Source organism: Halococcus salsus, from assembly GCF_009900715.1.
Classification (GTDB): domain Archaea; phylum Halobacteriota; class Halobacteria; order Halobacteriales; family Halococcaceae; genus Halococcus; species Halococcus salsus.
Window position 1 is genome coordinate 56,062 of sequence record NZ_JAAAJC010000004.1, and the last position, 23,767, is coordinate 79,828.

The 23,767-nt window shown below is 67.7% G+C and carries 26 protein-coding genes; 11 read left to right on the forward strand and 15 right to left on the reverse strand.

Annotated elements, in window-relative coordinates; translation table 11 throughout:
* Positions 1-23 precede the first annotated feature (23 nt).
* Genes cysS through GT355_RS11755 form a run of 3 tightly spaced genes read left to right on the forward strand, consistent with a single transcriptional unit; the run spans position 24 to position 2,225 of the window.
* A complete protein-coding gene (cysS, locus tag GT355_RS11745) occupies positions 24-1,532 on the forward strand; it encodes a cysteine--tRNA ligase (RefSeq protein WP_160134810.1) in 1,509 nt (502 codons plus the stop codon).
* Between the two features lie 39 nt (positions 1,533-1,571).
* Positions 1,572-1,979: a hypothetical protein gene (locus tag GT355_RS11750; RefSeq protein ID WP_160134811.1), complete on the forward strand. Its 408-nt coding sequence runs from the start codon at positions 1,572-1,574 to the stop codon at positions 1,977-1,979.
* Positions 1,980-2,027: 48 nt separating this feature from the next.
* On the forward strand, positions 2,028-2,225 hold the full coding sequence (locus tag GT355_RS11755; protein ID WP_160134812.1) for a hypothetical protein: 198 nt from the start codon (positions 2,028-2,030) through the stop codon (positions 2,223-2,225).
* Here GT355_RS11755 and GT355_RS11760 read toward each other — a convergent pair.
* Positions 2,222-2,971 (reverse strand): iron-sulfur cluster assembly protein, encoded by a 750-nt coding sequence (locus tag GT355_RS11760; protein WP_160134813.1) that lies wholly within the window; start codon positions 2,969-2,971, stop codon positions 2,222-2,224. The two genes, GT355_RS11755 and GT355_RS11760, sit on opposite strands and share 4 nt — an antisense overlap.
* Entirely contained in the window at positions 2,971-4,023 is a 1,053-nt protein-coding gene (locus GT355_RS11765) for an amidohydrolase family protein (RefSeq protein ID WP_160134814.1), read from the reverse strand. Before GT355_RS11765 ends, GT355_RS11760 begins: the two co-directional genes overlap by 1 nt.
* A 115-nt stretch (positions 4,024-4,138) precedes the next feature.
* On the opposite strand from GT355_RS11765, the gene GT355_RS11770 reads away from it, so the two are divergent.
* The 3 genes from GT355_RS11770 to GT355_RS11780 are packed head-to-tail and all read left to right on the forward strand — an operon-like array spanning position 4,139 to position 7,173.
* Positions 4,139-5,179 (forward strand): NAD(P)-dependent alcohol dehydrogenase, encoded by a 1,041-nt coding sequence (locus GT355_RS11770; RefSeq protein ID WP_160134815.1) that lies wholly within the window; start codon positions 4,139-4,141, stop codon positions 5,177-5,179.
* A 56-nt stretch (positions 5,180-5,235) separates the two neighbouring features.
* Positions 5,236-6,108: a CbiX/SirB N-terminal domain-containing protein gene (locus GT355_RS11775; RefSeq protein WP_160134816.1), complete on the forward strand. Its 873-nt coding sequence runs from the start codon at positions 5,236-5,238 to the stop codon at positions 6,106-6,108.
* On the forward strand, positions 6,109-7,173 hold the full coding sequence (locus GT355_RS11780) for a DR2241 family protein (RefSeq protein WP_160134817.1): 1,065 nt from the start codon (positions 6,109-6,111) through the stop codon (positions 7,171-7,173).
* Here GT355_RS11780 and GT355_RS11785 read toward each other — a convergent pair whose 3' ends face one another.
* From GT355_RS11785 to citZ, 3 genes are all read right to left on the reverse strand, one after another.
* A complete protein-coding gene (locus GT355_RS11785; RefSeq protein ID WP_160134818.1) occupies positions 7,174-7,821 on the reverse strand; it encodes a DUF7524 family protein in 648 nt (215 codons plus the stop codon).
* Between the two features lies 1 nt (position 7,822).
* Entirely contained in the window at positions 7,823-8,017 is a 195-nt protein-coding gene (locus GT355_RS11790; RefSeq protein WP_192928009.1) for a methytransferase partner Trm112, read from the reverse strand.
* 87 nt (positions 8,018-8,104) lie between these two features.
* Positions 8,105-9,250: a citrate synthase gene (gene citZ / locus GT355_RS11795; RefSeq protein WP_160134819.1), complete on the reverse strand. Its 1,146-nt coding sequence runs from the start codon at positions 9,248-9,250 to the stop codon at positions 8,105-8,107.
* A 92-nt stretch (positions 9,251-9,342) separates the two neighbouring features.
* Here citZ and GT355_RS11800 point away from each other — a divergent pair, with 92 nt between their 5' ends.
* The gene (locus tag GT355_RS11800; protein WP_160134820.1) at positions 9,343-10,566 is read left to right on the forward strand and encodes a potassium channel family protein; all 1,224 of its coding nucleotides are present in this window, start codon (positions 9,343-9,345) and stop codon (positions 10,564-10,566) included.
* Between the two features lie 292 nt (positions 10,567-10,858).
* Here GT355_RS11800 and GT355_RS11805 read toward each other — a convergent pair whose 3' ends face one another.
* The gene (locus tag GT355_RS11805) at positions 10,859-11,131 is read right to left on the reverse strand and encodes a DUF7536 family protein (RefSeq protein WP_160134821.1); all 273 of its coding nucleotides are present in this window, start codon (positions 11,129-11,131) and stop codon (positions 10,859-10,861) included.
* Positions 11,132-11,220: 89 nt separating this feature from the next.
* On the opposite strand from GT355_RS11805, the gene GT355_RS11810 reads away from it, so the two are divergent.
* Positions 11,221-12,177, forward strand: a complete 957-nt coding sequence (locus tag GT355_RS11810; RefSeq protein WP_160134822.1) for a succinylglutamate desuccinylase/aspartoacylase family protein — start codon at positions 11,221-11,223, stop codon at positions 12,175-12,177.
* Here GT355_RS11810 and GT355_RS11815 read toward each other — a convergent pair whose 3' ends face one another.
* The gene (locus GT355_RS11815) at positions 12,178-13,032 is read right to left on the reverse strand and encodes an SDR family NAD(P)-dependent oxidoreductase (RefSeq protein WP_160134823.1); all 855 of its coding nucleotides are present in this window, start codon (positions 13,030-13,032) and stop codon (positions 12,178-12,180) included. It abuts the gene before it with no gap.
* A gap of 466 nt (positions 13,033-13,498) precedes the next feature.
* A complete protein-coding gene (gene icd / locus GT355_RS11820) occupies positions 13,499-14,740 on the reverse strand; it encodes an isocitrate dehydrogenase (NADP(+)) (RefSeq protein ID WP_160134824.1) in 1,242 nt (413 codons plus the stop codon).
* A gap of 93 nt (positions 14,741-14,833) precedes the next feature.
* Here icd and GT355_RS11825 point away from each other — a divergent pair, with 93 nt between their 5' ends.
* Together GT355_RS11825 and map are read left to right on the forward strand one after the other, a co-directional pair.
* A complete protein-coding gene (locus tag GT355_RS11825; RefSeq protein ID WP_160134825.1) occupies positions 14,834-15,679 on the forward strand; it encodes an isoaspartyl peptidase/L-asparaginase in 846 nt (281 codons plus the stop codon).
* A gap of 39 nt (positions 15,680-15,718) precedes the next feature.
* Positions 15,719-16,618 carry a type II methionyl aminopeptidase gene (gene map / locus GT355_RS11830; protein WP_120074247.1) on the forward strand — a complete coding sequence of 300 codons (900 nt, stop codon included), beginning with the start codon at positions 15,719-15,721 and terminating at the stop codon, positions 16,616-16,618.
* 121 nt (positions 16,619-16,739) lie between these two features.
* Here map and GT355_RS11835 read toward each other — a convergent pair whose 3' ends face one another.
* Positions 16,740-17,138: a VOC family protein gene (locus GT355_RS11835; protein ID WP_160134826.1), complete on the reverse strand. Its 399-nt coding sequence runs from the start codon at positions 17,136-17,138 to the stop codon at positions 16,740-16,742.
* 125 nt (positions 17,139-17,263) lie between these two features.
* Positions 17,264-18,628, reverse strand: a complete 1,365-nt coding sequence (locus GT355_RS11840; protein WP_160134827.1) for an adenylosuccinate synthase — start codon at positions 18,626-18,628, stop codon at positions 17,264-17,266.
* A 229-nt stretch (positions 18,629-18,857) separates the two neighbouring features.
* Between GT355_RS11840 and GT355_RS11845 the strand changes: the two genes are divergently transcribed.
* Complete coding sequence (locus GT355_RS11845; RefSeq protein WP_120074242.1) at positions 18,858-19,157, forward strand: hypothetical protein; 300 nt, start codon at positions 18,858-18,860, stop codon at positions 19,155-19,157.
* Position 19,158: 1 nt separating this feature from the next.
* Here GT355_RS11845 and GT355_RS11850 read toward each other — a convergent pair whose 3' ends face one another.
* From GT355_RS11850 to GT355_RS11870, 5 genes are all read right to left on the reverse strand, one after another.
* Positions 19,159-19,734: a GNAT family N-acetyltransferase gene (locus GT355_RS11850; protein WP_160134828.1), complete on the reverse strand. Its 576-nt coding sequence runs from the start codon at positions 19,732-19,734 to the stop codon at positions 19,159-19,161.
* A 44-nt stretch (positions 19,735-19,778) separates the two neighbouring features.
* The gene (locus GT355_RS11855; protein WP_160134829.1) at positions 19,779-20,495 is read right to left on the reverse strand and encodes a class I adenylate-forming enzyme family protein; all 717 of its coding nucleotides are present in this window, start codon (positions 20,493-20,495) and stop codon (positions 19,779-19,781) included.
* A 532-nt stretch (positions 20,496-21,027) separates the two neighbouring features.
* Entirely contained in the window at positions 21,028-22,146 is a 1,119-nt protein-coding gene (locus tag GT355_RS11860; protein ID WP_160134830.1) for a site-2 protease family protein, read from the reverse strand.
* A 212-nt stretch (positions 22,147-22,358) separates the two neighbouring features.
* Positions 22,359-22,604 (reverse strand): DUF7123 family protein, encoded by a 246-nt coding sequence (locus GT355_RS11865; protein ID WP_007695162.1) that lies wholly within the window; start codon positions 22,602-22,604, stop codon positions 22,359-22,361.
* Between the two features lie 272 nt (positions 22,605-22,876).
* The gene (locus GT355_RS11870; RefSeq protein ID WP_160134831.1) at positions 22,877-23,698 is read right to left on the reverse strand and encodes a molybdopterin synthase; all 822 of its coding nucleotides are present in this window, start codon (positions 23,696-23,698) and stop codon (positions 22,877-22,879) included.
* Between the last annotated feature and the right edge of the window lie 69 nt (positions 23,699-23,767).

The window sequence follows — 23,767 nt, forward strand, 5'->3', positions numbered from 1 at the left end:
ACGCTCGAACGCGTAGGAACCCCATGACGCTGCGCGTCGAGAACACGCTGACCGGCGAGCGCGAGCCGTTCGAGCCACGCGACCCCGACTCCGTTCTCCTCTACTACTGTGGGCTCACGGTCTCGGACCGCGCTCACCTCGGCCACGCGCGCACCTGGACTCACGTCGACGTGATGCACCGCTGGCTCGAATTCCTCGGCTACGACGTCCGCCACGTCGAGAACTTCACTGACGTCAACGAGAAGATCGTCGCCCGCATCGGTGAAGACGACCTCGGCGACTCGGAGCACGCGGTCGCGGACGGCTTCATCCAACGAACCCTCGACGACATGCGCGCACTGGGGCTCAAACGCGCCGAGGTCTATCCACGGGTCTCGGAACACGTCCCCGAGATAATCGACCTCGTCGAGACGCTGATCGAGAAGGGCTACGCCTACGAGTCGAATGGATCTGTCTATTTCGACGTCACGACCTTCGAGGACTACGGGAAACTCTCGAACCAGCGCCTCGACGACATCGAAGCCCAGGGCGAGGCCGACGAACGTTCGGAGAAGCGCCACGCCGCCGACTTCGCGCTCTGGAAGGCCGACGGGGTCTCGCCGAACGCGCTCGCCGACCACCGCTCCGAGGACCGTCCGGTCGGGGACCACCCGCCGAACGGCGAGATCTGGGACTCGCCGTGGGGCGAGGGCCGGCCGGGCTGGCACATCGAGTGCTCGGCGATGAGCATGACCCACCTCGACGACACTATCGACATCCACGTCGGCGGTCGGGACCTGGTCTTCCCCCACCACGAGAACGAGATCGCCCAGAGCGAGGCCGCAACAGGGGAGGAGTTCGCCCGCTACTGGCTCCACGCCGACCTCTTCTCGATGGACGAGGAGAAGATGAGCACCAGCCTCGGGAATTTCATTACTGTTGAGGACGCGCTCGCCGAATACGGCCGCAACGCGGTCCGCACGTTCCTCCTCTCGGGGAGCTACAACACCACCCAGACCTACAGCGAGGCTGCCATCGAGGAGGCCGTCGAGCGTGCGGCGCGCCTCGAACGCACCCACGAGCGCGCCGAGACGGTGCTCGACGGTTCGCACACGTCCTCGAAGTCACCCGACAGCGTGCTTCGGGAGTCGACGAACGACACGCGCGAGGCGTTCGAAGCCGCGATGAACGACGACTTCAACACCCGGGGCGCGCTCGCCTCGTTGCTCGAACTCTCGACGGTCGTCAACCGCCACCTCGACGACCGCGGGGCCGCCGGCGAAGCCTACGACTACCAAGGGCTCCTGGCGGCGGTCGAGACGGTCGAGGAGCTCGGCGGCGGGGTGCTCGGGCTGAGCTTCGGCGAGACGGCGGACGGCGACGTCAGCCTCGCCGACGAACTCGTCGAGCTCGTGCTCGAGACCCGCGAGGCCGAACGCGCCGCCGGCAACTACGACCGCGCCGACGACCTCAGAAACGAACTCGAAGCCCTCGGCGTCGAGATCGAGGACACCGACGACGGCCCCACCTTCTCGGTCGAGACGACGGAGTAGGAACGAAAAACACACCGCGACGACCGCTCTATTGAACGTATGAAGTCCGGCGAGCACTTCCTGATATCGATCCCCGTGGTCGGCGTCGTCCTCACGAAACTCCGCGAGCACTACTCGTCGCGTCAACTGGGACTGCTCGCGGTCTACGGCGTCGGGCTCGGCGTGCTGATCGACCTCGACCACTTCGTGCTCGCGCGGCTCCGCGTGGGCGACTGGCGACACACCGTGGACGTCCTCCGCAACCCGACACGTGTGTTCACCGACCAGGAGAACCTCTTCGAGGGGACGGGTGGGATGGCGAGCCTCCGAATCCTGAGCCACGTCGTGATCGGCGGCGCGCTGACCTGGCTCTGGGCACGGATCAGCCGGCCGGTCGCGCTGTTGACCGGGGCCGTGCTCTACGTCCACGTTCTCGCCGACCTCCTGCGCGACAACGACGTCGTCTGAGGCAACCCTCCCGAACGTATATGATGGTTCGTGGTGTAGGAAGCGGGGATGGCATCGAACGACGAGAGCGACGACCGGCAGCTCGCGGAGGACCGCCAACCCCGAACGGTGCTGTGCCAGCGTTGTAGCGAGGAGTTCGACTGGCACGAGGACGTCTGTCCGGCCTGCGGCTGGGAGAAGGACGAGTGGGTCGAGAGCGGTCGGTACGGCCTCGGCGGGTCCTACGGGATCGAAGGCTCCGGCTAGTCGCGCTTCAGTTTTCGCGCCCGGTCGAGCCCCTCGCAGATGGTTCCCTGTCCGGAGATGGTCGCGCCCGTCAGCCGTGCCCGGCGCTGTTCGTGGGCGAGGTCGTCGGCCGCGATCGGGTCCGCCTCGACGGTGGCGAAGAGCCGGTCGGTGGGTTCCCGGACCAGCCCGGTCTCGGCTGCCTTTTCGAGGTGGTCGGCGAGCGGGTCGGCCGGGACGCACACGGCGAAGGCGTCGTCGGCGAGGTAGACCAGCGCCTCGTCCGTTTCGTCCTCGAAGTCGACGTCCGCGCGGGTGAGGGCGACGACCTGGTCGGCGTCGAGCCCCGCATCGAGCAGCGCGTCGACGGCACGGTACTGGCGGCTCACGCGCGCCTTCTCCGCGAGGGTTCGACGGACCGCCTCGATGTCGTCCTCGGCGTCCTCGAAGACCGTCTCGAAGGCGAGGCGTTCGTTGACGCCACGGTTGATCTCCGTCGCGTGCATGTGGTCGTCGAGGGTGATCGTCGCGGTCGTCACGGTCGGAAGGGCTTCGAGCTCGTCGCGCGCGCCGGTCGCCATCATCCACGCGAACGCCGGCGAGCACCACGCCGTCGGCAACACGAGCGTTACCAGTACCTCCGACCCGTCGATCGTGAGGTCGTGGACGTACTCGAGGTCGACGATCGACTCGTCGAGCTCGGGGTCGTCGACCGCCGCGAGCCGCGCGCGGACGTCGTCGGCCGTCGGCTGGGCAGTGGCGGCCATCAGTCTGCGGTGGCACCCCCGTACTGGTCCCCGAGGTCGAACTCGGCGCTGATGGCGTCGTCGGCCAGTTTTTTCTTCTGCTCCTCGATGTCGATATCGTAGAGCTCGGCGGCGTTCTCACCCATCACCTTCTGCTTGGTTTCGAGGTCGAACTCGAGGCCGTACTCGTCGCGCTGGTCCTCGGTGAGTTCGGCCTCCATCACGGCCTCGACCACCCACTCCGGTTCCCAGAGCGCGTAGTCGCTGCCGAAGAGGAGGTTGTCCTCGCCGACCCAGTAGAGGAGTTCGCCCATGATCTCGCCGAACTTCCGTGGTCGGGCCAGCGCCATCGGCGCGACCACTGCGAGGCCGCCGTAGACGTTGGTCTCCTGGGTGGCGATGTGGGCGAAGTCGTCGAACCGGGGGAAGCCGACGTGCTCGACGATGAAGTTGAGCTCGGGGAACGAGGTCGCGGCGTCGTCGACGTCCCGCACGTCGAAGGCGTCGCGGTTGAGCGGGCGGATCGTCGGCCCCTTGTGAGCGTGGATGTTCGTGATGCCGAGCTCGGCACACTTTTCGAGGTACTCGAAGGAGTCCTCCGAGTCGAGCCGCCAGCCCTTCGAGTCACCCCGCCACTCGGCGGTGTAGAGCTTGACCCCCGTGATGTCGTGTTCGTCCTTTTGTCGTTCGAGTTCTTCGAGCCCCGCCTCCCCTTCACGCGGGTCGAACCGGCCGTTGAGCACGAACCGACCCTCGTACGTCTCGGCGAGCCCCGCGTTGTCCTCGATGGTGTTGAACCCGTTCTCGTAGAACTCGCCGAGGTAGGTCGGTTGGAAGACCGCCATGTCGTCGTGGCCGTCCCGAAAGAGGTCCTCGACCATCCGTTCGGCGCTGTACTTCCGGTACTCGTCGATGCTCCACTGGCGCTCCGCCGGTGTGAACGCGGTGTGGTAGTCGTGGAAGCACTGGATGAACTGTTCGCCGCCCTCGTGGATGATGTTCTCCGTGCTCGCGTCCCAGTGGTGGACGTGGGCGTCGATGACGAAGACATCCGCTCCCTCGTGCCGGTACATTGCACATCATCGATAGTGTTTGACAATCATACGTCTTTTGGCCCCGGAAAGCGGCTGTACCCCGATTTCGGTACGAACACTTTTGACCGTGACAGTCCTACCGCGGTGTGGTCACATGCAAGCAGCCAGACTCCACGAGTACACCGAGGAGATGGAGGACGCGCTCTCGATCGACGAGGTCGACGAACCGCAGGCCGAGGCCCCCGACGGCGTGGTCGTCGAGGTCGAGGGCGCGGGATGGTGCCAGACCGACAACCACGTGATCGAGGGCCAGTGGGCCGAGTACATGCCCCAGGACCTCCCGATGACCCTCGGCCACGAGAACGCCGGCCGGGTCGTCGAGGTCGGCGACGACGTCACGATGGTCGAGGAAGGCGACCCGGTGATCTGTCACACCGTGATGACCTGTGGGACGTGTCGCCCCTGCCGGCTCGGCGACGACATGCACTGTGAGGACCTCGCGTTCCCCGGCCTCTCGACGGACGGCGGCTTCGCCGACTACCTCCGGACGAACGAGCGGGCGGTGATCCCGCTCCCCGACGGCGTGAGCACCGTCGACATTGCACCCCACGCCGACGCGGGTATCACGGCCTACCACGCGGTCAAGCGCGCCTCGCGCGAACTCAACCCCGGCGACCACGCCGTCGTGATCGGGATCGGCGGGCTCGGCCACATCGGGCTCCAGTGTCTCGACGCGATGAGCCCCGTCACCATCACCGCGGTCGACATGAAGGACGAGGCGCTCTCGATGGCCGACGACCTCGGCGCACACCACACGATCGACCCGGGGAACGAGGACGTCGCGAGCGAGATCGAGGCGATCACCGACGGCGTGGGCGCACGCTCGGTGCTCGACTTCGTCGGGGCGGACGAGACCACGGCACTGGCTCCCGAGATCGTCGCCGCCGGCGGCGCACACACCGTCATCGGCTACGGTGGCCACGTCCACCAACCCTCCCAGGCGCTGGTCAACGGCGACTTCAGCTATCGGGGGAGCCTCGTCGGCAACTACACCGAACTCCAGGAACTCGTCGCGCTGGTCGAGCGCGGCGACGTCGACCTCCGGACCACGCGCTACGGGCTCGACGAGATCAACGACGTCGCGGCGAAGCTCGAACACGGCGAGATCGAGGGACGGGCGGTCATCACGCCGTAACCGGTCGAGGTTCGGGAGACGAAGCCACTAAATCGCCGTCGCCCGTAGGACGGGGTATGCCGGCGCTCGTCATCGTCGCCCACGGCTCACACCTGAATCCCGGCTCGCACGGACCGGCCTTCGCCCACGCCGACACCGTCCGCGAGTCCGGCGCGTTCGCCGAGGTCCGCGAGGCGTTCTGGAAGGAGGAGCCCTCCTTCCGGGAGGTCCTCCGGACCCTCGACAGCGAGGAGGTCTACGTGGTCCCGCTGTTCATCTCGGAGGGCTACTTCACCGAACAGGTCATCCCGCGCGAACTCCGCCTCGACGACTGGGACGTCTCGCTCTGGGACTCCTCGGGGACCGATGCCGACACCGCCACCCTCACCGCCGCGGACGTCGAGAAGACCGTTCACTACTGTGGTCCGGCCGGAACCCATCCCTCGATGACCGACGTGATCGTCCAGCGCGCCGAGAGTGTAACTGGTGATCCCGACGTCGGCGAGGACTTCGGCCTCGCGGTCGTCGGCCACGGCACCGACAGGAACGAGAACTCCGCGAAAGCCGTGAAGTACCACGCCGACCGGATCGCGGAGATGGACCGGTTCAGCGAGGTGAAGGCGCTGTTCATGGACGAGGAGCCCGAGGTCGACGACGTCACCGACTACTTCGAATCGGAGGACGTGGTCGTCGTCCCGCTGTTCATCGCCGACGGCTACCACACCCAGGAGGACATCCCCGAGGACATGGGCCTCACCGACGACTACCGCGAGGGCTACGACGTTCCGGCGGAGGTCGACGGCCACCGGATCTGGTACGCGGGCGCGGTCGGCACCGAACCCCTGATGGCGGACGTGATCCTCGAACGCGCCGCCGACGCGGGAGCGGACGTCACCGAGGCGCTCGACATCGTCCGCCGACGGACCGCGACCCCGGCGGCGGGGGACTAGATGAACGACTCCCAACTCGACGCGCTCCGCGAGGCCGCCGCCGACGACGTGGCGTGTGACGGTCTCTCGGTGAGCCACGACGGCTCGGGGTACGCCTTCGAGACGCCGGGCGCGAGTCACGCGGACCTCTCCGAGACCGAGTTCGACGCGCTCGCGACCGAGAACCCGTGGTTCGTCTCGAACTGGGAGTACTGGGACGGGCTGGACGGCGCGACGAAGGCGTTCCTCCGGTGGGTCGAACGCGCCGACGAGGTGGGGGTCCGGGAACGCTACGAGCGCCTCGTCGCCGGGCTCGCCCGCGAGTGGGGCCAGCTCCTGATCACCGCCGGGCTCGGCGACGACGGTGAGCGGGTCTACGAACTCCGGCACACCGCCGACGTCGACGTCGAGGTCGACGACCTCGAACACCACGACGACCCGCTCGACGCCCGCGAGCTGGCCACCCTCGACGACGACGGGGAGTACCGACCGCTCAAGACCGCGCCGACGCTCGCCACCGGGTGGGTCTTCCCCGCGCTCGACGGTCGCGACCTCGCCAGGACTGTGGAGTTCTTCTACCCCGCGACGGTGGCGAACTGGCACCGCGAGCGCGAGGGCGACCTCGACGTCACCCACTTCCGCGAGACCGCCGAGCGCCAGACAGGGATCTACGGCGTCGTCGACGAGCTCGACGTCGAGGGGGTCGAGAACCTCGCGGCGGCCTGCTGTGTGGATTCCCAGTGTCTCAAGCGCCGCGAGTGGGACGAGGATAGCAGTACGGAACTCGACGTGCCGCGCGGCGACGGCGTGTTCCCGTGTCGCGAGCCCTGCTCGCTCGTGATCGCCGCGGCGCGCCAGTGGGCGATCCTCGAAAACGAGGAGCCGCGAACCTACGAGGTCGAACTCACGCCGAGCGAACGGAGTCAGATCGAGACGTTGATCGAGGCGGTGGCCGACGGCCGGGTCGACGAGGTCCGCGAGGCCGACGTCGGCGACGGCGCGAACCGCTACCGGGCGCGGTACCTCCGAGCGAAACGGCTCGACGACGACGGCGGGTTCGAGGGGATCCGCGAGACGGACTCCTGATCAGTAGAGCACGAGATAGGCGGCCGCGATGACGCCGACGAGCACCGCGAGCGCGCCGATGTAGACCGCCACGACGTCCGAGAGGAAGAGCAGGACGATACCGACGATCACGACCACGGCCGCGGCCCCGAGGAGGGCGGGCGTGCTGAAGCCGTCGGTCGATCGAGCCGACGCCGAGGAGCCCGTCGAACCCGTGCGTCGCGGGGTGCTCGAAGCAGTCGAGCGGGTCGATTCGACGCTCCCCGAACTCGCGAGGCTCCCGCTCCCGGAGCGCTCGATGAGGGACTCGTCGATCTTGACGCGGCGTTTGCCCGCGTTGGGCTCGATGGTGAGCGGGACCGTCTCGGTCTGGCTGCCGTAGGCGGTCGCGATGGTGAGCGTGCCGCCGGCCGGTCCGGGGTCGCTGACGCTGACCGGGATACGCGTCGTCGCGCCGGGGCGGACGTAGTGGTTGCTCGATGGCACCGAAGCCACCCCCGAGAGCGCCTCGTCGAGCCGGAGGTGGACGTGGGTCCCCTCGCCGTGGTTCTCGAGTTCGATCACGAACGAGTCGGCGCTCGCGAAGCTCTCGGGGACGTCTATCGAGTGGAGCCCCGTGCGGTTGAGGTGGACGGTGAGCGTCGTGGAGTCGCTCGATTCGCCCGCCATGCTACGCCGGTGCGTCGTCGCGCATGTCCGGCGGCAGGAGGTTCGGGATGCCCTCCTCGATCGGGTACTCCTCGCCGCACTCGGTGCAGACGAGACGGCCCTCGAGCACCTCGTCGTCGGACTCCTGGATGGGTTCGAGTTCGAGTTCCTGCTTGTCCATCGGACACCGGATGATCTCCATCAACGACTCCTTCATCGCTGCTCGCCCCGGGTCATGCGCGAATCGATGGCCGGCGGTGATAAAAACATGGCGCTCGCCCGCGCGTCGACGGTCGGGGGCCGGTTATCGCTCGTCGATCGGGACGAACTCCTCGTCCTGGGGGCCGACGTATCGGGCGCGCGGGCGGATGAGGCGGTTGTCGGTCTGGTATTCGAGGATGTGGCCGACCCAGCCCGCGGTCCGGCTCATCGCGAAGATCGGGGTGTACATGTCGAGCGGGATGCCGAGCTGGTAGTAGACAGTTCCTGAATAAAAGTCGACGTTGGGCGCGAGGCCCTTGCTCGGGAAGTCCTCCTCCTCGGTGAGGTACTCCTCGATGGCGGCGGCGTAGTCGTACCACTTCTTCTCGCCGGAGGCGTTACCGAGGTCCTCTGACTTCTCGGTCAGGATCTCGGCGCGCGGGTCCTTGACGTTGTAGACGCGGTGGCCCCAGCCGGGGATACGGCGGCCGTCGTCGATCTGTTCGGCGATCCACTCGGTGGGGTCCTGACCGCTCTCGTCGAGTTCGAGCAGGACCTCCATCACGTCCTGGTTCGCGCCGCCGTGGAGCGACCCCGAGAGCGCCGAGATCCCGCCGGTCACCGAGCTGTAGGTGTCGGCGAGCGTGCTCGCGATCACCATCGAAGTGAACGTCGAGGCGTTGAGGCCGTGGTCGGCGTGGAGGATCAACGCCATGTCGAACGTCTCGGCGGCGACGTCGTCGGGCTCCTCGCCGTGGAGCATGTAGAGGAAGTTCGCTGCGTACGAGAGCTCCTCGTTGGGTTCCACGGGCTCCTCGCCGTTGCGGAGGCGGTCGTAGGCCGCGAGGATCGTCGGGAACTGCGCGGCGATCTGGAGCCCCTGGTGTCGGATCGCGTCGATGTCGCCGGGTTCGGCGTCGCCGTCGTAGGCCGAGAGCATCGACACCGCGGTCCGAACCGCCGCCATCGGGCGTTCGTCCGCCGCCACGAGGTCTTCGAGCGTCGTGATCACGCCCTCGTCGACGGCGTACTCCGCCGAGAGCTCCTCGACGAACGAGTCCAGCTCGTCGCGCTCGGGGAGCTCGTCGTTCCAGAGCAAGTAGAGGACCTCCTCGAAACTCGCCTCGCGCGCGAGGTCCTTGATATCGTAGCCGTGATAGACCAGCTGTCCGGCGTCACCGTCGATGTAACTCAACGAGGATTCGGCCACGAGAACCTCATCGAGCCCCTTCTGGAGGTCGTCTGCCATGGCGCTTGTACCCGACCTGCCGGGAAAAGTATTACCGTTTCCCCACGCACGTGCGCGAGCAACGCTTTTGCCCGCCCGGACGAACGTCGAGCATGGCACGCGAGGTCGACTACGAGCCGCGCAGCGTCAAGCGACTCCTCGCGGAGATGAAGGACATCGCCGAGCTCATGATCGACCTGTCGTACTCGGCGGTGCTCCTCGACAGCGACGAGGTCGCCGAGGAGGTCCTCCAGCTCGAATCCGAGATGGACGTCCTCCAGCTCAGAACCCACATGAGCCTGCTGATGGCCTCGCGCACCCCCGACGACGCCGAGGCGCTCGCCCCGGTGTTGGGGATCGTGGGCGCGACCGAGAAGGTCTCCGACGCGACCGGCGACATCGCGAAGGTCGTCCTCGAGGACATCCGGCTACCCGACGCGATCCGGGCGGCGCTCCCCGAGGCGGTCGAGACCCTCGTGCGCGCCCGCGTCGACCCCGACTCCCGGTTCGTCGGGGAGACCCTCGGCGGGCTGAACCTCGAAACCGAGACGGGGGTCAGGACCATCGCGATCCGGCGGGCCGGCGAGTGGATCCTGAACCCGGACCGCGAAACACAACTCGAACCCGCCGACGTCGTGCTGTTCCGAGGACCGGACGAGGGGGTCGCGGGGGTCTATCAGAGCACCACCGGCGAGGCCTACCTCCCACCGGACCCGCCCGAACCCCACACCCCGGACCTCGAACGCGCGATGGACTCGGTGGTGTTGATGAAGAACATGAGCGAGCTCGCGGTGGACCTCGCCTACGGCGCGGTGCTGTTCGACAGCGAGGCCCTCGCCGAGGAGGTCCTGAACCTCGAAGCCGAGGTCGACGCGCTCCAGTCGCGGTTCGAGGCCTGGACCCTCCGGGCGGCGGGCCGGGTCGAGGACCCGGTGTCCCTGCGGGGGCTGGTCCACCTCGCCCGAAGCACCGAGGTGATCTCCGACGCCGCCCTGGAGATCAGTGAGGGGGTCCTCCGCGGGATCGCCTCGCATCCGGTGATCGCCGAGGCCGTCAGCGAGTCCGACGAGGTGCTCGTCCGCGAGCGGATCGCGGCGGGGGGCGACCTCGACGGTACGACGCTCGGGGAGGCGATGGTGAAGACCGAGACCGGGATGCGGGTGATCGCGGTCCGGCGGGCAGGCGGAGAGCGCACGACCGACGAGCGCGACGACTGGGTGGTCTCGCCGGGGCCGAACACCGAGCTCCGGGCGGAGAACGTCCTGCTGGCGAAGGGGCCGCGAACCGGGGCTGACCGGCTTCGTGAGGCCTGTGGGGAGACGTCGAACACTCAGTAGGGGCGTGTCACTTTGTGTAGGAGAGGATCACAGTCACAAGCGGACAAATTTTATACGAGAAGTAGCAGTATCCCCAGCAATATGACTCTGGAAACACCGTACAGGCGCTTCAATCAGTGGATTAGTGGGGTGTCACTTATCAGGCGCATTCTTGCAGGGGCGGCTTTGTTCGCTGCTTTTTGGGCTCTTCTCTATTTTGCTCTCCTTGGAAGATCGTTGTGGTACTCCCTCTTGTTGGGTGGTTCAGGAGGTCTCGTTTACGCGGGACTACGCTACTGGTCGGCGAGATAACTCACCCCTCGTGAGCGAGGCGGTAGGCCGACACCAACGTCAGCCCGACCGCGACGACCGCGGCGGCGGCGAGGGCGAGGGTCACGGCGAGGAGGGCGAACAGTACGGGCGAGCCACGGGTGTCGGCGGTCGGGCCGGCGAGCGCGAACACCCGATAGACGTAGGCGAGAACCGCGAGCGCGACCCCGACCGCGAGCCCGATCTTGGCGTTGCGCGCGACCGAGAGCGCCGCGAGGAACTCCGTGGTCGGGGGGCGGTCGGGTGCGTCTGCCACGGCTGGACTACCGTCGGCGGCGGCAAAATCGCGTCGGTTCGCCGTCGATATCGAACGGCTAAAGTCGGTCGAAATGTCGTGTTCGAATAATGACGAGCCTCGGAACCGCGAGCGCCGCTCCCGGCGAGGTCGACACCGGTCGGCTGTCGGTCGGCGAGAGTCGCGACGGTGCGGACGTCGGTCTCCCCGTCTGTGTTATCAACGGTGCCGACGACGGCAAGACCCTCTATCTCCAAGCCGCGAGCGACGGCGACGAACTCAACGGCGTCGGGGTCATCCGACGGCTCGTCCCCCAGCTCGACCCGGCGGCGATCGACGGGACGATCCTGATCGTGGGAATCGTCAACGTCCACGGTTTCCGGGTGGCCGAACATCGAAACCCGATCGACGACACCAAGCTCAACCGGGCGTATCCGGGCGACAACCGGGGGACCTCCTCCGAACGCATCGCCGCCACCACGTTCGACATCGCGACCAGCGCCGACCTCGTGCTCGACCTCCACCAGGGGTCGACCAGTCGGATGATCCGCGAGACCAGGGTGCGGTGCGGCCCGCGCCACCGGCTCCACGACGCGTGTCTCGACCTCGCGAAGACGTTCGACTGCGGCTACGTCCTCGACCAGAAGGGGCCCGACGGTCAGCTCGCCCGTGCCGGGCCTGACGAGGGGGTGCCGACCATCGACCCCGAACTCGGCGGCTCCGTGGGCTTCGACGAGAAGAGCGTCGAGGTCGGGGTCCGGGGCGTGAAGAACGTCCTCCGGGAGTACGGGTTCGTGGAGGGGACGGCGAGCGCCGGGGAGCAGGTCCGGGCGACCGGCTTCGAGCAGTACGGCGCGTCCGCGGGCGGATTGGTCGAGTTCCTCGTCGACCTCGGCGACCGGGTCGAGCGCGGGGACCGGTTGTTCCGGATCACCGACGCGTTCGGCGGGGTGAAGGCCGAGGCGACCGCCGACGCCGCGGGCGTGTTCTGGCGTACCCGCCGGCTCCCGCAGGTCGCCACCGGCGAGTACGTCTGCTCGGTCGGGACCGACCTCGACACCTACTGATCAGTCGTAGGTCAGAGTGTAGCCGCCGTCGAACAGCAGGTCGCCGCCGTCGAGGTGTTTCGCGTGGCCCGAGAAGCCGAGCGCGAAGAGGTTCGCCACCTCGACGGGTTCCATCATCTCCTTCACTCTGGCTTCGCCGAGCATCACGTCCTCGACGACCTCGCGTTCCGATATCCCGCGGGATTCGGCGGTGTCGGCGATCTGGTCCGTCACCAGTGGGGTCTTGACGTAGGCCGTCGAGAAGGAGAACGAACGGATGTCACCGTCACCCTCGGCGGCGATGGACTGGGTGAGCCCACGGAGCCCGAACTTCGCCATGTTGTAGGCCACCTTGTCGCGGGTGACGTAGTGGCCGTGGATCGAGCACATATTCCCGACCGCGCCGGTCCCGTCACCCGCGCGCATGTGGGGCAGGCAGAGCTTCGTGAGGTAGAGCGGCGCGCGGAGCATCGCCTGCTGCATCAGGTCGTAGTCGTCCATCGAGAACTCCTCGATCGGGGCGACGGTCTGGAGCCCCGCGATGTTCGCGAGAAAGCGGATCTGACCTTGTTCGGCTGCGAACTCGACGACGTGCTCGATATCGTCGTCGTGGGGGAGGTCACCGGAAACGGTGTGGATCGCGCCGTCGAGGTCCAGCTCGTCGTGTTTCGCGGCGGTCTCGTCGAGGCCGTCCTCGTCGACGTCGGTCGCGACGGCCGTGAGGCCGTTGTGGGCGAGCGCGAGCGCGGTCGCCCGGCCGATCCCGGAGCCCCCGCCCGTGACGAGCGCGACGTTCTCGGGCGCGAAGGAGGAGTCGTCGAGGGTCAGTACGTCGTCGGGGTCGAACTCGGCGGGTTCGGTGAGGTCGTCTGCCATGATGCTCTCGGCCGAGGGTTCCGGGTCGGGACGCTAAATTCCCTCGCCCGACTGGTGAGCGGGGTGATGGATCGAGAAGAGTTGATGCCCGCCGGTGCAGCGGCGTGGCTGCGGCCGCGCCGGTGCGGTTGCGGCCCGCGGTGCCGTTGCGGTGTTCTCCTGGCGGATGAAGGGCGAGGCCCGAACGGAGTGAGGGCCGAGGGCTTCGGCGGTGCTGTGCGGGGCGGTTGTGGAGGTGATGGTGATTGTACCGCGAACGAGCGCGGAGCGCGAGTGAGCGGCTCTTTTTAGTCCACCGGAAGACGCTTCGCGTCTTCCGAGCCTTGCTTCACTACGTTCAGCAAGACAGGTTTTTGCGAGGTCGTACGGAACGGCTGCGCCGTTCCGTGATGCCAGAAATCTCCGATTTCTGAGCAACCCTGAGCGAGCGCAGCGAGCGAACGGGGACGAGGAAAAAAGTGGGGCTTTAGATGTTGTCGACGATCTCGTCGGCGAACTCGCTGGTGGCGAGTTTCTCGCCGCCGTCGATCTGGCGGTGGATGTCGTAGGTGACCTTCTTCGCCGAGATCGCGGCCTCGACGGCGTCGTAGATCTTCTGGGCGGCGTCCTCCCAGCCCATCTGCTGGAACATGAGGCGACCCGAGAGGATCATCGCGGTCGGGTTGGCCTCGTCCTCGCCGGCGTGTTTCGGGGCGCTCCCGTGGACGGGTTCGGCGAGCACGCGGCCGTCGCCGAGGTTCGCGCCGGGGGCGATCCCGAGCCCGCCGATCTGAGCGCCGGCGGAGTCCGAGAGGTAGTCCCCGTTCAGGTTCGGCATCGCGAGCACGTCGTACTCCTCGGGGCGGAGGAGGAGCCACTGGAGCATCGCGTCGGCGATCCGGTCGTTGACCACGACGGTGTCCTCGGGGACGTCGCCGTCGCGCTGGTTCCAGAGGGTGTCCTCGGTGATGACCTCGTCGCCGTACTCCTCCTCGGCGACCTCGAAGCCCCAGTCGCGGAACTGCGCCTCGGTGAACTTCATGATGTTGCCCTTGTGGACCAGCGTCACCGAGTCGCGGTCGTTCTCGAGGGCGTAGTCGATCGCGCGGCGCACGAGGCGTTTGGTCCCGAACTCGGTGATCGGCTTGATGCCGATACCGACCTCGCCCTCGTGGATGGTGTTGTCGTAGCCCATCTCGTCTTCGACGAACTCGCGGACCTGCTCGACCTCCTCGGTGCCCTGCTCCCACTCGATGCCGGCGTAGACGTCCTCGGTGTTCTCCCGGAAGTTGACCATGTCCATCGCGTCGGGGTCCTTGACCGGCGAGGGGACGCCGTCGATGTGGTAGGTCGGTCGGACGTTGGCGTAGAGGTCGAGCCGTTTGCGGAGCGCGACGTTGAGGCTGCGATAGCCCGCGCCGACGGGGGTCGTCAGCGGGCCCTTGATGCCGACGTTGAACTCGCGGAAGGCTTCGAGGGTGTCGTCCGGCAGGTTCTCGTCGTACTTCTCGCGTGCGGACTCGCCGGCGTAGACACGCATCCAGTTGATCTCGCGGCCCGTCGCCTCGGCGGCCGCGCCGAGGACCTTCTGGGCTGCGGGACCGATGTCGACGCCGATACCGTCGCCGTGGATGATCGGGATGATGGGGCCGTCGGGGACATCGAACCCGTCGTCTACGGCTTCGATCTGTGAACCGTTCGTCGGGACTTCGACCCGGTCATAAGACATACCGAAGATTCAAACGGACGCGCTAAAAGGTCTGGCTTTCTCGTTCGCGCGCCGGTTCGGGACGGTTATTCGTCCACCGGGTGAACCCCAGCCGTGCAGCTCATCGTCCACGGTGGAGCCAGCGAGACGCCCGACGAACCCGACCGACGGCAGGCGGTCCTCGACGAAGCCGTCGCGGTCGGTGCCGAGGAAGCTACCCCCGCAGCGGCGGTCGTGAGCGCGGTCGGCGTGCTCGAATCCAGCCCACGGTTCAACGCCGGCGTCGGCGGGGCGGTCCAGTCCGACGGGGTGGTCAGAACCGACGCAGGTCTGATGACCCACGACAGGCGGGTCGGGGCGGCCTGCTCGATGCCGGGCGTCGAGCACGCCGCCGCGGTCGCCCGTCTCGTGATGGACGAAACCCCGCACGTCTTCGTCTCGGGCGAACACGCCGTCGGGCTCGCCGACGAGTTCGGGGTCGAAATCGACGCCGACCTCACCACCGACCGAACCCGCGAGCGGTGGGCCGACGCCGATCCCCCGACGGATCCCCGTGCCCATCTCGACTGGGTTCGCGAGGAGTACGGCGGGTCGGATACCGTCGGCGCGGTCGCGGTGGACGACGGACGGGTCGCGACCGCGACCTCGACCGGCGGGCGGTGGGCAGCGCTCGCGGGTCGCGTGGGCGACGTCCCGCAGGTCGGGAGCGGTTTTTTCGCCACACCCGCCGGCGGCGCGAGCGCGACCGGTGCGGGCGAGGACATCGTCCGTGTGACGCTCACACGGGAGGCCGTCCGGCAGCTCGAAGCCGGCGCGAGTCCACAGACCGCTGCCGACCGGGCGCTCGCCGAGTTCGACGAGGTGACGGGATCCACGGCGGGGCTCATCGTGCTCGACGGCGAGGGGCGGGCGGGGAGCGCGTACAACTCGGCCGCGATGCAGACGAGCACCGGACCCTGAGAACGCCAGACCTTTTGCTCGAACCGGCGTAGTCGGCGTATGAGCGACGAATCGGTGGACCTCGAAGCCGAGCAGTACGAGAAACACCGCGAAGCGGGCGCGATCCTCGCCCAGGTTCGTGAGGAGGCCGCCGAGCGCGTCGAGGTAGGGGTGTCCCACCTCGAGGTCGCCGAGTGGACCGAGGAACGCATCCGCGAACTCGGTGGCGAACCGGCGTTTCCCGTAAATATCTCGATCGACGAGGAGGCCGCCCACGCCTCGCCGAGCGCCGACGACGAGACCACCTTCGGCGAGGAGATGGTCAACCTCGACATCGGGGTCCACATCGACGGCTGGCTCGCCGACACCGCCGTCACGGTGGACCTCTCCGGCAATCCCGACCTCGCCGAAGCGCCCGAGCGCGCGCTCGACGCCGCGCTCGAACTCGTCGAAGCCGGTGTCGAGACGGGCACGATCGGCGCACGGATCGAGGAGGTCATCGAGGACGCGGGCTTCAAGCCGGTCGTCAATCTGACGGGGCACGGCCTCGCGCGCTGGGAGCAGCACACCCCACCGAACATCCCGAATCGGGCGGTGAGCCAGAGCGTGACCCTCGACGTCGGCGACGTGGTCGCCGTCGAGCCCTTCGCCACCGACGGCAGCGGGAAGGTCGGCGAGGGCAACAAGGTCGAGATTTATGGACTCGACCGGGAGGGGTCGGTCCGGAACAACGACGCGCGTGCGGCGCTCGACCAGATCACCGAGGAGTTCCGGACGCTGCCGTTCGCCGCCCGGTGGCTCGACGTCGACCGCCCCGAGATGGCGCTCCGGCGACTCGAACGCCAGAACATCGTCCACAGCTACCCCGTGCTCAAGGAAGCCGAGGGGAACCTCGTGAGCCAGAAGGAACACACCGTCATCGTCACCGAGGACGGCTGCGAGATAACCACCCAGCGCTGAACTGACCGCTCCGGCCGACGAACGGAACCGAGGTGGTGCTCGTCGTTTCGCTGTTCGTCACCCTCAACGGGTCGCTGGGGACCGAACGGGAGCACTCCACGATAGTCGGTGACCGAGGGAGCTACTCGGCACTAAGCGGGGGATATGCCACTTCCCACCGGTGGTCGTCGGGATCGGCGAAGTAGCCGGAGTACCCACCCCAGAAGGTCTCCTGAGCCGGTTTCACGATACGTCCACCCGAAGCCGCTGCCTCGTCGAGAACCGCGTCGACCGCCTCCTTCGTCGATACGTTGTGGGCGATGGTGACCCCGGAGAAACCGCCGTCGTCCGTGGCCGCTGCGTCTTCGGCGAGCAGGTCCTTCGGGTAGAGCGAGAGCCACGCGCCGTCGAGGGAGAAGAACGCGACATCGCTGTCGTCCGCCCGGTCCTGCATCGGCAACCCGAGACCGTCCCGGTAGAATCGGATGGAGCCGGCGAGGTCCGATACACCGAGCGTGAGGAGCGTGATCCGTGGATCCATAGGAGGGAGAGGGGGGCAGTGACGATAAGCCGTCTCGACGGACCGGCCGATCGACGCGAGCGATCACGTCGTGAACGTGGGGAGAAGTCCTCACGGGGCCGACGACACCGACCGCGCTTCCCCGTCTATTCGATCGGGTTCGTGCGCACCACCGTCAGGTCCCTGTCGGGACCGATGCCGACGGCGTAGACGGGCGTGTCGAGTTCGTCGCCGAGGTAGTCGAGATACGTCCGCGCGTTCTCGGGGAGCGCGTCGTAGCCGCTTTCGGCGACCGCCTCCCAGTCGGCGTCCGGCCAGCCCTCGAACTCCCGGAGGACCGCCTCGCACTCGCTCCAGCGCTCGGTGGTCGCGGGCATCGTGCGCCGTTCCTCGCCGTCGAGGTCGTAGGCGTGGCCGACCTTCACCTCGTCGAGCCCCGCGAGGGTGTCGATGTGGTTGACCGCGAGACCGGTGAAGCCGCTGGCGCGGGTCGCGTGCCGGAGCATCGGCATGTCGAGCCAGCCGACGCGGCGCGGTCGGCCCGTGACGGTACCGTACTCGCCACCCTCGTCGCGGATGTAGCTCGCGAGCTCCTCCTTGTCGTCGTCCGCGTCGCCTTCGTAGCCGGGTGTGTCGCCCTCGACGCCGGCGAGTTCGGTCGGCATCGGACCGCTCCCGACGCGGGTGAGGTAGGCCTTGACGACCCCGACGACCTCGCCGTCGCCGACGACGGAGGGGCCGAGTCCCGTTCCCGTCGCGGCACCACCCGCGGTGGGGTTCGAGGAAGTCACGTAGGGGTAGTTGCCGTGGTCGATGTCGATCAGCGTCCCCTGTGCGCCCTCGAACATGACCCGCTGGTCGTCGTCGAGGCGGTCGGCGAGGAACTCGCCGGCGTGGACGAGCATCCCCTCGGTTTCGAGGCGCTCGGCGTACTCGTGGTACTCCTCGTAGAGGGCGTTGACGTCGAACTCGTCGCCGACCTCGGCCCCGAAGACCTCCTCGGCGAGCGCGCGTTTCTGCGGGACGACGTACTCCAGTTTGTCCCGGAGAACGTTCGAGTCGACGAGGTCGCCGACGCGAAGGCCGCGCCGTCCCGCCTTGTCCTCGTAGGTCGGCCCGATACCGCGGCCGGTGGTGCCGACGACCTCGCCGCCTTCGTCCTTCGCCGTCTCCTCGATGCCGTCGAGGACGCGGTGATAGGGGAAGATCACGTGTGCGCGACGGGCGACCCGAACGTCCGGGTCGAGGCCGCGCTCGCGGAGCGCGTCGATCTCCTCGAATAGCGTGGCGGGGTTGACGACGCAGCCGTTGCCGAGCACGCCGGTCTTGCCGCGGACGACGCCGCTCGGCACGAGCGAGAGTTTGTAGGTCTCGCCCTCGTGAACGACGGTGTGGCCGGCGTTGTCGCCGCCCTGGTACCGACAGACGACGTCGACGTGCTCGCTCCAGCGGTCGACCATCCCGCCTTTGCCCTCGTCGCCGAGCTGTGCGCCGACGATGGTGACTGTCATGCCCGAGAGTTCGCCGTTCGGGATAAACCGATTACGGTGTGTCGACGACCGTGCTCGTGGAAACCCGACCGTTGGGCGGTCCGTGTGCGGTCGCCGTAACGCGTTCGGGACACAGGCCAGAAAGTATATGACATCTGCTACCAAATCCGAACGAACGGAACGAGGGGCGGGTGCTGCCGGCGGGCGTGGCAGAACCTTTAAAACCCTCTCTCACGAGTTAACAAGTGCCATGATAGACAGACTCGAAAAAGAGGTCGACATGCTCGAACGCCACCTCCAGGTCCTGCGAATGGTGATCGAGAGCGAACCGATCGGTATCGTGAAGATGTCCAACGAGACGGGCTACCCCCATCACAAGGTCCGGTACTCGCTTCGCGTCCTCGAGGAGGAATCCCTGATAGAGCCCTCGAGCCAGGGCGCGATCACCACCGACCACACCGAGGAGTTCGTCGACGACCTCGACGGCAAGGTCGACGGGATCGTCGAGAAGCTCGACGGCATGAAGATCGGCACAGCGGCCGAGGCCTGACCTACTCCTTCTGGTTCGCCCGCCACTCCCGGCGGAGCAATCCATACTGTATCGTATCGCGGTACTCGCCGTCGACGAACCGAGCCTCGCGGCCGCGACCCTCCCAGGTGAAACCGAGCGATTCGAGCACGCCGCGCGAGGCGGCGTTGTAATCGAAGGCGTGGGCCGCGATGCTGTGGATGTCGTAGGTTCGAAAGAGGCTCTCGATAGCGAGCGCGACCGCCTCCGTCCCGTAGCCTTCACCGTGATACTCCGGCGCGAGCCAGTAGGCCAGCATCGGGCGGTCCCAGTCGACGTGGGTCGCGTTGACCACGCCGATCGGGGTGGTCTCGTCCGCCGCGGGATGGCCCGGCCCCGCCCCCTCGCTATCGAGACAGACGAGGAAGTTGGCGTGGTCGTCGCTCTCAACGAACTCCTCGAAGCCCTCCTCGACTTGGTGTTCGTTCTCGTGGCCGACCATCCCGAGCGGGTAGCGGATCGCGGGGTTGGCGTGGCCACGCTGGACGAACGCGCTGTCGTCGCGTTCGATCGTCCGAAGCGTGATCCGCTCGCCGGCCTCGACGCGTGCGCCTGGCATACACGACGGTTCGAAACCCGACACATACGCGTTCCGAAACGTGACTACGACGGGTCTCCGAGCAGTGAGGTCGGGTCACAGACGGTCGATTCGGGCGCTGAGTCGGTCGCGACGGCGACGTCGGCGACGGTGTCGGCGTCGGGGAACACGACGGTCGCATCGGCCATGAGCGGCGCGACGAGACCGGCGGCGACGGTGCCCGCGAGCGCGAGCGGCGCGCGGACCGCGACCGTCGTGCCGGCGTCCATGTCGGTGCGTTCGACGGCCCGTTCGGCCCCAGCGAGCAGGTCGCTGTGCGTGAACGACCCGTCGGCCGTCGCGAGCACGGGGTCGTCGGGAGCCACCGCCGACGGCGCGAGCGTCGGGTTCTGGCTCCAGACGTCGCGCTCGAAGTAGCGCGTGCCGGGGTCGTCGGGTTCGGCCCCGTAGGCGACCGGCGTGCTCCCGGGCGGGAGGTCGAATCGGTCGGTCTCGTCGGTCGGCGCGACGACCGCTCGGAGGTCGCGTTCGTCCGAGGGGTCGAACCGGACCACCGCACCGAGCGACACGGCACCGAGGAACGCGAGCACGGCTTCGGGGGTGCGACCGACGAGACCGACGGTGTGGCCGGCCCGAACCCCGCATTGATGGAGGAGGTTGCTCACCTTCCAGGCGTTCGTGAGGAGCCGATGGCTGTCGTACTCGCGGCCCGTTCCGTCCTCCCGGAGCGCGAGGCGGTCGTCCCGGCGCTCGCGTGCGAGGAGCCCGCGAAGGGTGTCCATGACCGGTAGTTCGAGCGGCCGGCTCAAAGTCCCGCCGACCGAGACCGATCAGGCGATCGAGCCAGTGGAGAGAGGTCGATAGGTGCAGGTAGTGAAGCAGCCGATGGGTGCGGGTAGCGGAGCAGTCGGTGGTGAGGCGGTCGATAGGTGCGGGTGGCGGGGCGGTTGGCGCGCGGCCTGCGCGCCGCCCGTCGGGCGGCGCGGAACGCCCGTGCGAGGGACGACCGAGCGCGCGAACGGAGTGAGCGGGCGAGGAAGTCGGCTGGGGAGGCTCGTGGCGCGTGGCGGAGGCGGTGCGGCGGAGAAGGTGCGGCAGTCGGTCCCCGTTCGGTCCGTTGTTCGGCTCTCGACGGTGTTCCGTGGGCATGGCGCTGTGAGACTGAGCCTCCGGGCCTCCGGGCCTTCGGGTCTCCGGGCCTCCGGACGCATCGGAAGACGGTTTCTCACGGGCCGTGAGATGCGATCCCTCATCGTCGGGCGAGATTCACGAGACTCCGCAGTCAGGAGGCGGTTCGTCCCTCGAAGAGAGGGGTCACGGGATGAACTCGAACGGGATGGGTGTGAAACAGAGCACGCCGAGCGCGAAGGTGACGAACCCGAGGAGGAGGCGCTTGCTGTCGAGCGCCTCGTCGTATATCGGGGTCGTGGGACCGGCGTAGGCGAAGCCCATCGTGAACACCCCCCAGAACATCCAGAGGAAGACCGCGTTGAACGCAGCGTCCTGGACGTAGTAGAGGTAGGCCGCGAGGCCGAACAGCGCGGCGGGCACCAGCGCGCCGATGGTGGCCTGGCGCTTTCCCAGCATCGCACGCACGAGGTGGCCGCCGTCGAGCTGGCCGACCGGGATCAGGTTGAGGAAGGTCACGAACATCCCGACCCAGCCCGCGAACACGACGGGGTTCACCGTCTCCCGCCCCGGGTAGTCGAGCGGCTGGCCGACGAGACCGGCGAGGCCGCGGATCAACACCGGATAGTGGAACTCGATGGGGAAGCCGGGGTCCGCGACCGGCGGGAGGAAGAGCCCCACGACGGTGACGAGACACGCTACCACGAGCCCCGCGAGCGGGCCGGCGACCCCGATGTCGAACAGGGTTTTCCGGTCGGGCATCCGGCCCCGCATCCGGATCACCGCCCCCATCGTGCCGATGACGTTGGGTATCGGGATGAAGTACGGGAGGCTGGCGTCGACGCCGTGATACCGGCTCAGGGCGTAGTGGCCGAGTTCGTGCACGCCGAGCACGCCGAGGACCGCCGCCGCGAACGGCCAACCGGCCAGGATGTCGAGCGGGCCGCCGACCGCGACGCCGTACCACTGGCTCCCGGCGTAGAGCGTCGAGACGACCGTGAGCCCCGCGAACAGCAGGTTGGTCCACGGAACGCCGTCGAGTCCCGTCGAGTGCGGGGTGGCGACGAGAACCTGGCGCTTCCGGGGGATCTCGACCCCGGTGAACGGGTCGCGCTCGGTGTACGTGTCGGTCGTGAGCCGCACCTCGTAACCCCGGTCGCGGAACACCGGCCAGAGACGACGTTCGAGGCGGTCGCCGGGCACCAGCGCCCGACCGTAGTACCGGAGCTGGTCGCCGTCGACCCGGCGCTGGGTGACGCGAAACAGCCCGGCGAACGCCTCGGCCGGCGGACCGCGTTCGTCCATTGTCGAAGCTACGTGAGGGTTCGGTATACACGTACAGACCCGCTCTCGGAGCCGACGTCAGCGGGAACCGGTGTGGGGGGGGAAACTCCTTGGGACCGTCGTGGGAACTCCATCGAACGATGGAACGCGGTGGGGAGGGCGGGTGGACCGCGGGGACGGCGACCGGCGGGATGACGGACCGGCCGCGATCGGGCGGATGGACGACCGGTGATTCAGGCCGGCGCGACGCGCCACGTCGTCGCGCTGGTGTACGACCACTTCTCGATCTCGAGGGTGGTCGCCGAATCCGTGAGCTTACACATCAACGCGCCGATCTCCTTCGGCGAGAGACCGACCTCGTCCGCGATGAACTTGCTCTTGAAGTAGAGCTCGCCGTCGGCCGCGTTGCGTTCGAGGTACGCTTCGAGTCGCTGTTCTTTCGTGGTCGAGTCGACCCCGGAGGGCTGTGTCGTGCTCATTGTGGCGTCCACTTGCATCCAGAGCGTACCATGTATTATACCCGACAGATGCTTCGGGTCGCTTCGGGTCCCTTCAGTCGCAAAATCGGTTGTGGAGTGATTTCACGACGCTTCGAGAAACCGTTAGACGTTTTATCGAGCCGATACAGATATTTGATCTATATTTCTATCGTGAGAGAATCCTGCGCGGAGTGCGCGCTCGTCGGGCGGGGAGATCGGTATTTAGCGGCAAAATAGCCTCGTTCCTGTGCGGGTCGAGGGGCCGCCGCGGTTCACGCGCGCTCGTGGACCCAGAACTCCTCGTCGGTCGTACGCTCCTTCTTGAAGATCGGGACCTCGGCTTTCAGCCGGTCGATACCGTCCTCGACCGTGCGGAAGGCCTCGCGTCGGTGGCCGGCGAGCACCACCACGAAGACGATGTCCTCGCCCGCCTCGATCAGCCCCGTTCGGTGGTGCAGGAGCACCCGATGGACGCCGTCGCGCGCTTCCAGCTCCTCGGCGATCGCCGCCATCGTTCGGTCGGCCACGCCCTCGTAGGTCTCGAATTCGAGGGCTTCGGTCGGTGTGTCGTCCGCCGAGTCCTTCGCCCGGACTCGCCCCGTGAACGTCGCGATCGCGCCCGCACGGTCGGCATCGGGGTCGGCCTTCACCGCCTCGACCAACGAGTCGAGCGTGACGTACGGTTCGAGTTCGTCGACCGTCGTCGAGACCGCATCGAGGTCCACCCCGTCCGCCTCGGGAGCCGTCGCGATGGTCGGCCCGGCGTGCTCGCGGCCCCCGAGGACCACCGCCGGGAGGTCTCGCGCCGAGAACCCCTCGACGACCACGTAGTCGTGGTCGGGTGCGAGGTCGTCGAGGAGCGCCGACAGGGGGCGGGGGTCGCCGGTGGCGAACCAGCCCTCGTCGCTCACGCCGTAGGTCGTGCTCGCCCCAGCCGCGCGATGGCGCGCCGTGTCCTTGCCCTCGGTGTCGATGTCGGGTGCGTGGTCGAGGTGTTTCACCGTGGCGACGCGCCCGTCGAGGCGGGGGAGGAGCCGTTCGACCAGCGTCGTCTTGCCCGCGTTCGAGGGGCCGACGACGGCGAAGACCTTCATGCGGAGGGGAGGGTCGGCCGTCGCTTGTACCCTTCGGCGGGGTTGACAATCCTTATGGGCGCGTCCGAG

Excerpts from the sequence above, each read along its gene's own strand:
- cysS (WP_160134810.1), top strand. The coding sequence starts at position 24 with ATGACGCTGCGCGTCGAGAACACGCTGACCGGCGAGCGCGAGCCGTTC.
- GT355_RS11750 (WP_160134811.1), top strand. The coding sequence starts at position 1,572 with ATGAAGTCCGGCGAGCACTTCCTGATATCGATCCCCGTGGTCGGCGTC.
- GT355_RS11755 (WP_160134812.1), top strand. The coding sequence starts at position 2,028 with ATGGCATCGAACGACGAGAGCGACGACCGGCAGCTCGCGGAGGACCGC.
- GT355_RS11760 (WP_160134813.1), bottom strand. The coding sequence starts at position 2,971 with ATGGCCGCCACTGCCCAGCCGACGGCCGACGACGTCCGCGCGCGGCTC.
- GT355_RS11765 (WP_160134814.1), bottom strand. The coding sequence starts at position 4,023 with ATGTACCGGCACGAGGGAGCGGATGTCTTCGTCATCGACGCCCACGTC.
- GT355_RS11770 (WP_160134815.1), top strand. The coding sequence starts at position 4,139 with ATGCAAGCAGCCAGACTCCACGAGTACACCGAGGAGATGGAGGACGCG.
- GT355_RS11775 (WP_160134816.1), top strand. The coding sequence starts at position 5,236 with ATGCCGGCGCTCGTCATCGTCGCCCACGGCTCACACCTGAATCCCGGC.
- GT355_RS11780 (WP_160134817.1), top strand. The coding sequence starts at position 6,109 with ATGAACGACTCCCAACTCGACGCGCTCCGCGAGGCCGCCGCCGACGAC.
- GT355_RS11785 (WP_160134818.1), bottom strand. The coding sequence starts at position 7,821 with ATGGCGGGCGAATCGAGCGACTCCACGACGCTCACCGTCCACCTCAAC.
- GT355_RS11790 (WP_192928009.1), bottom strand. The coding sequence starts at position 8,017 with ATGAAGGAGTCGTTGATGGAGATCATCCGGTGTCCGATGGACAAGCAG.
- citZ (WP_160134819.1), bottom strand. The coding sequence starts at position 9,250 with ATGGCAGACGACCTCCAGAAGGGGCTCGATGAGGTTCTCGTGGCCGAA.
- GT355_RS11800 (WP_160134820.1), top strand. The coding sequence starts at position 9,343 with ATGGCACGCGAGGTCGACTACGAGCCGCGCAGCGTCAAGCGACTCCTC.
- GT355_RS11810 (WP_160134822.1), top strand. The coding sequence starts at position 11,221 with ATGACGAGCCTCGGAACCGCGAGCGCCGCTCCCGGCGAGGTCGACACC.
- GT355_RS11815 (WP_160134823.1), bottom strand. The coding sequence starts at position 13,032 with ATGGCAGACGACCTCACCGAACCCGCCGAGTTCGACCCCGACGACGTA.
- icd (WP_160134824.1), bottom strand. The coding sequence starts at position 14,740 with ATGTCTTATGACCGGGTCGAAGTCCCGACGAACGGTTCACAGATCGAA.
- map (WP_120074247.1), top strand. The coding sequence starts at position 15,719 with ATGAGCGACGAATCGGTGGACCTCGAAGCCGAGCAGTACGAGAAACAC.
- GT355_RS11835 (WP_160134826.1), bottom strand. The coding sequence starts at position 17,138 with ATGGATCCACGGATCACGCTCCTCACGCTCGGTGTATCGGACCTCGCC.
- GT355_RS11840 (WP_160134827.1), bottom strand. The coding sequence starts at position 18,628 with ATGACAGTCACCATCGTCGGCGCACAGCTCGGCGACGAGGGCAAAGGC.
- GT355_RS11845 (WP_120074242.1), top strand. The coding sequence starts at position 18,858 with ATGATAGACAGACTCGAAAAAGAGGTCGACATGCTCGAACGCCACCTC.
- GT355_RS11850 (WP_160134828.1), bottom strand. The coding sequence starts at position 19,734 with ATGCCAGGCGCACGCGTCGAGGCCGGCGAGCGGATCACGCTTCGGACG.
- GT355_RS11855 (WP_160134829.1), bottom strand. The coding sequence starts at position 20,495 with ATGGACACCCTTCGCGGGCTCCTCGCACGCGAGCGCCGGGACGACCGC.
- GT355_RS11860 (WP_160134830.1), bottom strand. The coding sequence starts at position 22,146 with ATGGACGAACGCGGTCCGCCGGCCGAGGCGTTCGCCGGGCTGTTTCGC.
- GT355_RS11865 (WP_007695162.1), bottom strand. The coding sequence starts at position 22,604 with ATGAGCACGACACAGCCCTCCGGGGTCGACTCGACCACGAAAGAACAG.
- GT355_RS11870 (WP_160134831.1), bottom strand. The coding sequence starts at position 23,698 with ATGAAGGTCTTCGCCGTCGTCGGCCCCTCGAACGCGGGCAAGACGACG.